Origin of the sequence: Nostoc sp. CCY0012, from assembly GCF_963920855.1 — a bacterium.
GTDB lineage: Bacteria > Cyanobacteriota > Cyanobacteriia > Cyanobacteriales > Nostocaceae > Cyanocohniella.
In genome coordinates this window covers 19,870-31,512 of record NZ_CAWUDM010000072.1, presented here as the reverse complement: position 1 = coordinate 31,512, position 11,643 = coordinate 19,870, and the positions used below count along the sequence as shown (strand labels likewise).

At 39.8% G+C, this 11,643-nt stretch carries 12 protein-coding genes and 1 pseudogene; all 13 read right to left on the bottom strand.

Annotated elements, in window-relative coordinates:
* Window positions 1–77 precede the first annotated feature (77 nt).
* The 13 genes and pseudogenes from ACM0OS_RS19510 to ACM0OS_RS19450 all read right to left on the bottom strand — a co-directional run bounded on the left by ACM0OS_RS19510 (window position 78) and on the right by ACM0OS_RS19450 (window position 11,601).
* Entirely contained in the window at window positions 78–278 is a 201-nt protein-coding gene (locus tag ACM0OS_RS19510; RefSeq protein WP_414544858.1) for a CopG family transcriptional regulator, read from the bottom strand.
* A 102-nt stretch (window positions 279–380) separates the two neighbouring features.
* Window positions 381–1,613 carry a nucleotidyltransferase family protein gene (locus ACM0OS_RS19505; protein WP_414544857.1) on the bottom strand — a complete coding sequence of 411 codons (1,233 nt, stop codon included), beginning with the start codon at window positions 1,611–1,613 and terminating at the stop codon, window positions 381–383.
* A gap of 3 nt (window positions 1,614–1,616) precedes the next feature.
* Complete coding sequence (locus tag ACM0OS_RS19500; RefSeq protein ID WP_414544856.1) at window positions 1,617–3,434, bottom strand: ABC transporter ATP-binding protein; 1,818 nt, start codon at window positions 3,432–3,434, stop codon at window positions 1,617–1,619.
* Between the two features lie 4 nt (window positions 3,435–3,438).
* Window positions 3,439–3,882 (bottom strand): lasso peptide biosynthesis B2 protein, encoded by a 444-nt coding sequence (locus ACM0OS_RS19495; RefSeq protein WP_414544855.1) that lies wholly within the window; start codon window positions 3,880–3,882, stop codon window positions 3,439–3,441.
* A 58-nt stretch (window positions 3,883–3,940) separates the two neighbouring features.
* On the bottom strand, window positions 3,941–4,912 hold the full coding sequence (locus tag ACM0OS_RS19490) for an NAD-dependent epimerase/dehydratase family protein (protein ID WP_414544854.1): 972 nt from the start codon (window positions 4,910–4,912) through the stop codon (window positions 3,941–3,943).
* A 4-nt stretch (window positions 4,913–4,916) separates the two neighbouring features.
* The gene (locus ACM0OS_RS19485; protein ID WP_414544853.1) at window positions 4,917–5,600 is read right to left on the bottom strand and encodes a hypothetical protein; all 684 of its coding nucleotides are present in this window, start codon (window positions 5,598–5,600) and stop codon (window positions 4,917–4,919) included.
* 52 nt (window positions 5,601–5,652) lie between these two features.
* Entirely contained in the window at window positions 5,653–6,672 is a 1,020-nt protein-coding gene (locus tag ACM0OS_RS19480; RefSeq protein WP_414544852.1) for an HPr kinase/phosphorylase, read from the bottom strand.
* 190 nt (window positions 6,673–6,862) lie between these two features.
* A complete protein-coding gene (locus ACM0OS_RS19475; RefSeq protein ID WP_414544851.1) occupies window positions 6,863–7,015 on the bottom strand; it encodes a hypothetical protein in 153 nt (50 codons plus the stop codon).
* 124 nt (window positions 7,016–7,139) lie between these two features.
* Window positions 7,140–8,318, bottom strand: a complete 1,179-nt coding sequence (locus ACM0OS_RS19470; RefSeq protein ID WP_414544850.1) for a glycosyltransferase family 4 protein — start codon at window positions 8,316–8,318, stop codon at window positions 7,140–7,142.
* 21 nt (window positions 8,319–8,339) lie between these two features.
* Window positions 8,340–8,630 (bottom strand): PqqD family protein, encoded by a 291-nt coding sequence (locus ACM0OS_RS19465; protein WP_414544849.1) that lies wholly within the window; start codon window positions 8,628–8,630, stop codon window positions 8,340–8,342.
* 191 nt (window positions 8,631–8,821) lie between these two features.
* Window positions 8,822–9,344: pseudogene (gene cysC / locus ACM0OS_RS19460) on the bottom strand (adenylyl-sulfate kinase).
* Window positions 9,345–9,512: 168 nt separating this feature from the next.
* A complete protein-coding gene (locus ACM0OS_RS19455) occupies window positions 9,513–10,112 on the bottom strand; it encodes a PEP-CTERM sorting domain-containing protein (protein ID WP_414544848.1) in 600 nt (199 codons plus the stop codon).
* 184 nt (window positions 10,113–10,296) lie between these two features.
* On the bottom strand, window positions 10,297–11,601 hold the full coding sequence (locus tag ACM0OS_RS19450; RefSeq protein ID WP_414544847.1) for a lipase family protein: 1,305 nt from the start codon (window positions 11,599–11,601) through the stop codon (window positions 10,297–10,299).
* Window positions 11,602–11,643 lie beyond the last annotated feature (42 nt).

Sequence of the window (11,643 nt, the reverse complement as noted above, 5' to 3'; positions counted from 1 at the left end):
AAATTCTCTCTGTGCTTGAGTTTCAGGCTCTTTCATACCAATTAGATAGCTAGGGGCCCACCGTAGGTGATCGCATTTCACGGGTGTATTCCTCTGCGCTGGAGGAGTCGGTGCAGAGGTTTTTGGAATCGCTGGGGAAGATGAACCGGGCTTATTTGACGGCGTTGCTCATAACCTGGACGACGAATCGTGTTCATATCCAGATACGTAGTCATGTCCTCACCTGCATCAAATTTTTGATCAAACTCTTCAGCTTTCATATAGTTTGACCTCTTCATCCCTGGCTCGATTTCATTGCAATTAATAACTATCTGTAATAAATCTGTAAGTAAAGCACTTTTTAAACAACACGCCCTAGTAATCAATTACGTTTATGGCTTTCATCTGTATTTACTATTAGTTATGTATCTGCTTACCAAGCGTATTGGTCGGATTAAGTAGTATAGGAAAGAAAGACCAGATGGCAATAGAAAAAATTCCCGGTCTGCTTGGTTAGTATCAGTAATTACAAGCCTCGTTGTAAAACTCAAAAATTGCCACACCAGATAGACACGATCTGGCATTCTGCTGAGTGGTCCCCTTATCATCAGGTGCTGAAAAAAAAGTTTAATTATCCGTGGACTTTTAATTTCCGTGAAAAGCTGTTTCTGCGCCCGCATAGCATAAATTAAAATTGTGGGATCGATTTGGATCTGTTTTTGAATAGCCTGTTTTACTGGCGCTGGCAACGGGGCATTCAGTAAATTTTCAACTATAAATAGACTAATAAAGAATGGTCTTTTAAGTTCCAGACTGCTTACTTGCTGCAATAATTGTTCCCAATCCAGCGTTTGTTGAATGCGTAATAATTCCGTTAAGTCGCACATCTGAGCTAAAGACACTTTATCCTCATTAACTCCTCTGGCAACTTGTACGGACAGGATGATCAACAAATCATTAGAAGACAAGTCGATGATAGATTCGTCGTTGAGGGTTAAAAACCTGCTTCGTTGCCACAAAGTTTCAAAATCAGGAAGTTTAAAGGGGAAGTAAGACAAAGGAGTCAGTTCCCAGTGAATATCCACAACTATGTCTGGTTTCTGGCTATGGACAAAAGTTTGTTGCCAACCATAGTCAACCTCTAGTTGATATTTCTGAGTAATCAATAATTCTTGAGCTTTGACTACATCCTGTTGTTTCACCAGAATATCCAAGTCACTAAACTGCCTCATCGCTAAGTTGCCATAAATAGAAGTAGCTAAAACAAGTCCTTTAAAAGGAATTGCCCGAACTTGGTGAGCTTCAAAAAGCTTAAGGATGTTAAGCAATTCGTGGCTCAAAAATAAGTTGCGGCTAGCATTAGTGTGATAATGATTCTGAAGCTGAGTTAAAACTGTTTTGGGAATAGCTTCTTTCCCAGTGGTCTTGAGACTCTGGTACAGGAGTGGTATCGTCCCATGATATGCTGCTATTTCCATCAGATATGTCCAGTCTATCTCTTGCTGGAGTATAGTATTAATTCGCTCTGCTGTTTTGGGATCTATATGAGTTCGGCTACAACACACAAGTAGCTCAATTTCTGGACGTTGAACCTTTGTTGACAATTGAGTAATAGGCTTGTTTAAGGTAATCATAAATTACTTATAGTATTGGGCTTGGGTTTCAAATAAGTGTGCATAGCTACCACCCATATTTATCAGTTCCTCATGGGAGCCGCTTTCAACAATTGAACCGTTTGCCATCACGTAGATACAGTCAGCCATTCTGACGGTTGATAAGCGATGGCTGATGAGGATAGCAGCTTGATTTTTAATCAGTTGGCGAAAATTCTGAAATACCTCTTCTTCGGCTTTCGGATCTAGAGCGCTGGTTGGTTCATCTAACACAATTAACTGTGAATCTCGCAAAAATGCCCTTGCTAAAGCGATTTTTTGCCACTGACCAATGCTCAATTCTTCCCCTTGTTCAAATAATTTACCCAGTATGGTATCGTAACCTTGAGGTAGCTTGCTGATGACATCATCAGCACCGGAACGACGAGCAGCAGCCATGATTTCGTCGTGAGTGAATGGCAGATTGATATTTGCCATCCTAATATTTTCTTTAGCCGTCAGATGATATTTTGTATAGTCTTGAAAAATCACGCTAATTTGACTACGGAGGGCAGCAATTTCAAATTGACGTAAATCTATGCCATCAATGGTAATGCTACCAAAAGTAGGATCGTATAAGCGACATAAAAGCTTAATTAAAGTAGTTTTACCAGAGCCGTTTTCTCCTACCAACGCCACTACTTCTCCTGGGCGAATAATCAGATTAATATCCTCAAGTGCCTGACGCTTTGTAGTTGCATATTGAAAGCTGACATGATTAAACACAATACCATTTTGCATTGGTATGGGAAGAGGTTTTGGATGTGACGGTTCTACAACCTTTGGTTTCAGGTCGAGAAATTCATATAAGTTTGCGAGAAATAGATTGTCTTCATATAAACCAGACAAACCACCCAAGAGACTTTTTAGGTCATTTTGTCCTCGTTGCAATGCTTGGTAATAGAGGACTAAATCACCAAAACGGATAGTGCCTTGCATAGTTTGATAAATAATGAAACCATAGGCAGCAAAAACTAAACTTGTCGCCGTCGCTTGAGCGCCAAGATTAGCCACAGACTGTCTTCTGGTCATGGCGATGTTTTCCTGGTATAGTTGCCGACGCAAGCGCAGATACCACTGACTAAAGAAAGAACCCAAATCAAACAAGCGAATTTCTTTAGCGTGTTGCTCTGTAGTCAGTATCCGACTCAAGTAGCCTGCTTGGCGTTCCTGGGCTGTCTTTTGACGCTGCCAATGATACATGATACCGGAATATTTCATCCGCACTACCAGGGACGGAATTGCGGCAACAAATAAGATAACCCCTATTCCCCAATGCAATGACAGTAGCAACCCCAGCATAGCCACCAAAGAGATACTACTCAAACATAGCCATGCTAAACGATGTAGGATTTGCCCCGGCCGAGAAGAAGCTTCTTTTTGCGCTCGCTGCAAGGCATCATAATATTCAGAGTTTTCATAATACTCCAGGTCTACCTCAATTGATTTAGCATGGAGGATGTTTTGCATATAGTCAGTGAGTTGCTGAGATTGGGCGGCATACACCACTTCAGTCAGGGAAGAACACAGGTTAGTTACTAGGGTGATAGCAACAAAGAAGCCAAGCAAAAGTAATACTCGATCAAAGGCGGCTCCTTTGTCGGCAACATTAACACTGGCGGCTATTGTATCTACGATAAGTTTGGTAAGGTAAAGAGAGAGTAGAGGCAATAAACCTTGAATAACCAAAAGTGCAACCAAAGCAATAGTCAAACGAGGACTACTGTTCCAAACTAAGCGCAACGCAGGCAGAATTCGTAAGCTTTGCTGGATTTTATATCTTAAACTTTTGCCTGGTTTCATATTTTTAAAGATGCTCTTTTGCAAAAGATGCCAGTTGGCTAAAATTAGAAAGGTCTGCAACATCCCCAATTACAACCTGTCCCTGATTTTCTAACCACGCATGAGCCTTTAACTCTCCTCCTTGACCTTTGGCAACACCAATGCAGAGATTAGATATATAACCGTGGCGACTCATGAAAAACTGGCAAGTCAAGGCACGCGCCAAACACTTGACACCAGGCATATAATGACTGCTCACTTCAACAGCCCAAATGATTTTGTCAATAGAAATGTGGTATTTTTCTTGGCATTTAGGTTTGGTGTTACTTAGGCTTAATAGAAGTTTATGCAAGGTTTTAAATGACAGCAACCATAAACCTAATCTAACTAATGTCAATACGATAAAAGTGTTAATTAAAAGTTGTTTTTTTTGATAATCTAAATTGAGAAACTTAGATAAGTGCTTCATTTTTACTGAAATTTTTGATGATTTTGTTATTTAAAACGAAATTTTTATTTTCTAAATATTAAGCAGATAGAGAAACCCGTGGTTTTGAATAATTATCTTTGTTGTTCAAAGATGATGCAACTAAAAAATTAATAGCCGACTCTGCTGACCACTGAGGATGAAAGTTTAAACATGAAGATATCCTAGAAATATCAGCTTGTGAATGCTGAATATCTCCCAAACGAGGAGCAAGGAAATTAATTTCTGATTGCCATTGCGGAAAATGATTTTTGAGAATATCAATCAACTGCACTAAAGAAGTAGATTTTCCAGTTCCTAAGTTACAAATTAAGGATGAACCAGGGGTAACATTTGCTTTTAATGCTTGAGAAAAAGCGCTAACTACATCTTTAATATAAATAAAGTCTCTGGTTTGAGTTCCATCGCCATAAATAGTAATTGGCAAGCCACGTTGTATAACGTCAACAAATCGGGAAATTACGCCAGAGTAGCTGGAATCAGGAACTTGTCTATGGCCAAATACGTTAAAAATTCGTAAGCCAACAAATGAAAAACCTAGTTGTTTAGCAAACATACTAGCGTATTGTTCACTCACCAGTTTTTGTAAGCCGTAGGGTGACATAGGAGAGGTTTTTTGCTCTTCTGAAATTGGTAATTGAGTGAGATTGCCGTATACAGATGCGGAACTGGCAAATACTAACTTTGGAATAGTTAAAGCTTGGCAAAGTTGAATCACAGCTAGGGTTGCCGAAAGATTATTGTGATGAGCCTCTAGGGGACGATACAAAGATTCTGTCACCGATGAAATAGCTGCTAAATGGGCGATTCCATCGACTTTCTCTGTAAAATCTTCTGGTTGACATATCAAAATATCTTTTTGGAGAAACGTCAGACGAGGATGTTGAGGTAAGTTCTCTAAACGTCCAGTGGTCAAATTATCAACTACAGTGACACGATGACCTTCTGATAACAATTGTTCTGTAAGATGAGAGCCAATAAATCCGGCTCCGCCAGTGACAATAAAATGCATGATCTTAAATTTGCTTAGTAGATATAGATAATCGCAACTCTTCATACCTAGCGGTTTCACCCCGCATTTCTCGATAGCGATGCAAAACTCTACGTGCTTGCTCTATTTGATGATTTTGAATATGTAAATTGGCAAGTTCGAGGTAGATATTGTAAAAGTAAGGATCGAGAAAATTCATAGGAAATTTTAGCAATTCTGGATTGCGATTGATGACTTTTTCCTTAGTACGCAGGTGGCTAGTGAACATCTGCTCTTTATCTTGAGAAAGATTATTTGGCGATCGCCGATAACGTGCTAAGGGTTGATTTAAAAAGTAAATCGGAAATTTTTCAATCAGGCGCAGCCATAAATCGTAATCTTCACAACTTCTGAGAGTTTCATCAAACAAACCCACTGTATCTAAACAGTTTCGACGCACAACAACCGTTGGGACTGGAATGTAGTTGTATCTAAAAAGAGTCCATAATACCTGAAGATTCGGGGTAGGATATGCTGTATTGTACGAACCTGGAAACAAACCCCGTTGATCAGAAAAAAAGAGTGAATCTGAATAGATCAAACCAATGCGTGGATTGGCTTCCAAGTCTTTGTAGGTTTGTGCCAAAACGCTGTTAATTGCCTGACTGACAAGATGGCCACGCTGGTAAGTTGGAATAATAACACTGACGGTTGGCTCAAAAACTTGCATATTTAAAAATTTGCTTAGTAAATATAGGCAGATATTCAAATTACTGGTGTTGCTAAACCAAAGTATGAATCAGGTGTAAATCCTTTAAAATAACATCATAAATTTGCCCTAAACTTCCCAAATTATCAGGAAGTAATAACTCCCGCACAGGAACAGTCTTTGCCAATTGACCTAATTCTTGAAACTCCTGCCTACACTGTTGAGAAGTGAGGAAAGCACGCCCGTAGGAATTGAACATTAGACGCTTCATTGCTTCAGGCAGAGAAAGAAAATTAATTATAGGTTCTGTGAGGTTTGAGTCTCGTTCTCCTAATATGTACACAGCAATTAATGGCAAAGCTTGGGGTTGAAACTGCCACTGTTCTCTATCTTTTATTTGCAAATCTATAAAGCGTTTATCTAGACTGGTTGATACTAGTGATAACTCTTCTATTGAGCCGTGAATGGCATTTACAGAATTAGGCCACAGGCGTAGACGAGGATAAGCAGACTGTACCCAAAACCTTTTTTCATCAGGAATCAGTGCGGCAATATCATCTGCCAATACGGAGAATCCACGGCTAGCCAACGCTGCTGCTGTGGTTGATTTACCTGCGCCTGATTGTCCTAAAATGGCGATCGCGCTACCATCAACTGCAACCACGCTGGCATGAAGACAAGTCACTCCCCGCAGCCGTAACAGATGACCAAGTACACAACCCAGCAGCAAAGATACCGCATCTGTAAATAGTGCATCTCTAGACCAAAAACCCCAAACTTGACTACCATCAGGATTCAAGATGAATTCCAAGCAATCAACTCCATCAAAAGACCGTATCCTCCAGTAAGTGCCGTCATCTTGGTGCGCTGTCCACAGGTGGAAGCCTGTTTGTTGATACCACTCAAGCGGCACATTCCAAAAAGTTTGGTCGAGTAATGGCGGTTGACTTTGCTGTTCACCAACTAGGTGAATAGCAACATCTATCGGTGCAGAACTGTTAATAGTAACTAACCCTGGGAGCAGTCGATTAATAGACAGGTTGAGTCCATAAAATTGATAGTAATAGTCACCGTTTTTAATCGACATTTGCATTTATATTTATTTTTATCTGCAAACTCAGGAGTTTCAGAACGCCGACTTTTTCAAAAAGTCGGCGTTCTTTTCTATTGGAAAGGAGAAACTTACACACTTTATTTTCACAAAGTGTTAAGGAAAAAGGTAGGTAAAAAACCCCTTTTAGTCTAGATTTATAGGCAACTAAGGAGTAGACACAGTGGTAGTACTAAAAATCGCCATTGGTAGTAATAAAACCACCGCCAGTGGTAGTACTAAAACCACCGCTACCACCCACTTGTTGTGTCAAACCAGATATTTTACCGTGAGCTTTCAATTCAGGTTCAGAATAGTTTTTTTTCGTGTTTTCAGATTGAGACATTTGAGAAACCCTTATTTTTTGTGTTTTACTAATTTGGAGTTATCAGACTATAAAATAGTACCATGACCAAATTTAATTTACATGAATATTGTTAAATTTATTAGTACTCTGTAGCGTAAATTCTTTAGGGTACAAATGAAAATGTAGATGCTAAATCTTCATATATTTGGAAAATCCGCTTTTGTAAAATTGCTTCGTCATACTTCTCGACAATAACTTGCCGTGCTTGTGCAAGATGTGCTTCTCGCTCTTGGGGAGGTTGATTGACAACTTTAATCATTGCCTCTGCTAGAGCATCTGGGTTTTCCGGTTCTACCAAAGTACAAAATTCTTCAATAAAAGTGCCTCGATAAGCTGACAAATCACAGGTAATAACTGGGCGTTCACAGGCAACTGCTTCAATTAGTGTCGAAGGAAAGGCATCACTGACGGGATAATTGATAATCACATCTGCTAAGTTGTAGCCTGTAGGCATGAAATTATAAGGTAGGGCGGGCATCCAGCGCAGATTATCTAATAACCCAAGTTCTTCTGCTTGTTTGCTGATGCTTTCGTAAATAACTACTGCTTCTTCCCCGCCAGCACGCCCTAGCTTTGAAAAGACGAGTACCGTCGGTTTGGTGAATTGAGGAAAAGCCTGTGCATAGGCTGTAAATATCTGCTCATGGTTGTACAGCTTAGACCAACCACGGGGGGAAAGCAGAATTGTGGCTTCTTCATCAATCTTCAATATTTCCCGTCGCCATTTTGGTAAATCCTTGGTGACTCCAGTGCGAAAATGTTGAGGGTTTGTCCCTAAAGGAATTAATTCTACCCGTTGATTAGGGTTCAACAGTGCTTTAGATTTTTCTATCAAACTAGGTGTCTCTACAATCAGCACACCAGTATTATTAAACACTTGGTTAACCCTATCGTTATGCTTGCTTTGTTCCCTTTCTGGTTGTAGCAAATGATTTAAAAAGCCCCAAGCAGAGACGACAAGAGGGCTTAGATTCGCCAGGACACAACACTGGGCGTGCCAACCAATGGCGTGGACATGGATAATATCAGGTTGGAATTCGTCTACAAGTTTACGTAACGGCTCCGCCATTTCCTCGGCCATCTGATCTTCGTATGGGTAGGTGTTGGTAAACTCCTCTAGATACTTTCGCCAAACAGTGGGGAAATAGCGATAATTTTTGGGAGCTTCAGTTTCATAGGGGTCTACATCTCCTAGTAGCCAAACTTCATAACCTGCTTTAACTACCCAATCTAAGGGTCTTGTCAAGGCAACGCCTCCAGCACCTATCATTAGTACACGCATGATTTGATTTTTTGCTTTAAGTTAAGAATCAGTAATTTCCACTAGTCCAGCCTTAACCAATTTATCAATAAACTTGAGCAAGTCTTGTTTTAACTTCTCTGGCTCGGTATCATACTCTTTTAGCAAGGTGTCGTAAGCTGTCTGGATAGAATCTGATTCAGTGAGCATAAAGAACATTTTTGTACCAACTTCGTTTTGGCTAAAATATTCTTCGCTTTGCAGATTCAGTAAAACTGATTCCCCTGCTAAGTCTTGAGTCAGAACATTTGCAGATAAGGACACTTTTTGATTTAAGGCTATTTGTAGTGTCATTTTTTACAGGTTATATTAAGTCTGGTTACTTAGTGTTCATTAAGCTGTTACTTCAAACTACCAATTGTTTTACAATTACGTCAAGCTTATGTGAGGTTGTATCGTCAGAAGTTGAAAGGTTGGTATTCACAACTACTAAATACACACTTCAAGTAGTATATAACAATACTTTTGCTAAAAATAGAAGTAGTCTAAAGTTGACATTCTAAGTAGCTAATTACTTGGCAAACACATTGCTCAACTGTAAATTTATCGGTAATACAAATCATCTCTGGATTTAAAGGCTCTTCGTAAGGGTCAGATATACCAGTAAAATGTTTGATTTGTCCTGTCCTGGCTTTGGCGTAAAGTCCCTTAACATCGCGGGATTCACAAACTGCTAATGGTGCTTGAACGTAAACTTCGATAAAATTGGTGGTTGTTTGTCTCAATTCTTCTCGAATTTCTCGATAGGGACTGATTGCAGCTACGATCACTATCACCCCATTGCGACTGAGCAAGTTGGCAACAAAACCAATGCGCCGGACATTGATATCTCTAATCTTGTTTACTAAATCCAAGTCCTTGAGATAAATGGGTGCGAACAACATCACCATCAAGCAATTCTACTCGGCAACCCTGCGATCGCAATTTTTGGGCGACAGATAAGGCGATGGTTGTTTTACCCGCCCCACTTAAACCTGTCAGCCAAAGAATTAGACCTTGATGATTCATAATTTGCTTTTTTTGTTGATGGAAGAGTGCGATGTCTACGACGGGCTACGCCTACGCACTTTATATTATTCGTGAAGGGGATAGGATTCTAACCCTTCCCCTTTTCTCCCTACTCCCTTCTCCTCTTCGGTGAAAGTGAATGAGTCATGATGATTTTTATAAAGAGTTTTAGAGAACTTTTTTGAGCTTTTTGGCAGTGAATTTGGATGACTGCTTACGTTTAAAGACAGAAGTTGCACCAAGAGCGCCAAGGGTGAGTAAGCTAAGGATCGAGGTGGGTTCAGGGACGCTAACTATAGTTGCAAAAAAAGTAATAGGTAACTCACTATCTTCCGTCCCTAGATTTTGAAAACCTGGGATGAACGGTGGCGCAGAAAAAATTTCTAAATAACCGGGTGTTGGTAAGAAACTAGCAAAAAATGGACTAGCATAGTTTCCCTGTGATGTGGAATAACCAAAACCGTCACCCGTCAACTGCTGACTACTAAGACTAATTAAATTATCTACATTGAAAGGTTCGTTTCCTGGTATTGGAGTACCTACGGGTTGCAGACTAGTAATTGTTTCGCTATTGCGTGTACCTCTAATTCCCAAAATCTGGTAGAAACCCAAATCGTCAGGGGTATTATTAGTGGTGAAAGTACCCATCGCGTCTATTCCATTACCAGAATAATTCCACTTCCAGGTTAAAGCAGAAGCAGCTTGCATGGTTCCAAAAACTAATCCAGATGTGGTAGCGAGGGCTGTAGCAAAGAGTAGAGTTTTCATGAGGTCTTCAGTAAGAGTGTAAATACAAAAATCATAGAGCGATCGCCTCAGTGAGCGCATCGTACAAAGATCCAAGTATTGCAACAGTGTTAGGATATCGAACATGGGCTGTGTGTGGCTTTCGAGTTGTTGTTTTGGAAGACTATAACTCTACTACATCAGCCCTCTCTCTTCATACTCTTTTTTAGAGGTTTTTTAAGGCTTTTATTTCATTCTTAATCTCATTGAGTTCTCTTTTTAAATCCTGAATTTCTTCTTGAAAATAAGCCTGAATTTCAGCTCCATGATCTTGAAGAAGTCCCCTAATAAAAACTCCTAAAATATCTTGAATCGGTCGCCAAAATCCTTGCCAACGTTCTTGATCTTCTGATAACAAGTTGATATAAGTATCAAAGCTGTGGGGAAAAGGAATACCACCCAAGAATTCTAATGCACCGCCAAAATCAAGGGAGACGCTTTGAGAACCCAAACCAATCACTCCATGCGCTTCCCCAACAGGGACACAGTTACCTAAATAAAGATCCCCAATTCTCAGACCATTACCTGCAAACATATTTAAAGGGAATGGTACAGGTAAAGGTAAGTTAGGTACGGGGTCAAACCAGTTTTCTATCCGATAGCTCATCCCTTCACTTATTTGCTGGTTGTAGTATTTGGCGAAGGAATCATTACCAACTTTCGGTGCGGCAATAGAATATACTTTTGTCGTTAGATATGAATCTTTAATGTGTCGCCGCAAAGATAAGGCACATAAGTGGGCTAATCCTCCTCCCAAACTATGACCTGTTACGTAGACTTCTAAAGGTTCAGTAACAGCTTCTAGTTGTAATAAGGCTTCTTGTTCAACGGCTAAAATGTTGTCGAGTTCTTCATCATTGCCAATTTCGCCATCTGATAATGCTTCTTTGATTAGTGTCTTGACTTGTTGCTCAAAATCAGTTCCTAGTCTAATTGTGCCAGCATTAGCGATCGCTGTTATGCAAGCCAATTGTCTTTCGGCACTCAGCTGGTTCACTTGCTGGAAATCTCTTGGTTTTAACTGACCAGCTAAAGTTTTAAAGAAGAGCTTTATTTCATCTGCAACTGACTCAAACGCTAAAAATAATCCTTGGACAACTTTAATCCTGGGATCGGTCATACTAGCATATTTAACTAAATCCCATTTTATATCAGTAGCAATGTCTGTAAGTTCAAAACTACCCCGGTCAGTTAGAATGGAACCCCGGAAAACCACAGCATATTGATGAGCATCCTTTTTTTTTAAGATAAAACCACGAACATTTGTTTCATCGTTGCGAATGCTGTGAGCAAATTCCCAGCCTTGACTACCATGAACTGAGTTATAAATGCCTTCAATTTCAGTATCATCAACAGACCCATCATCTTGCTGAAAAATTTGATAAATTTGTTTGCAAAACTTGGCCATTAATATAGCTTCATCAAAGCTAAAACCAGTTTGTAATTTCTGGGGTACACTTGTATTTTTCATATTTTCTTGACCATGATGACAGTTACTTGCTATTTAAAGGAT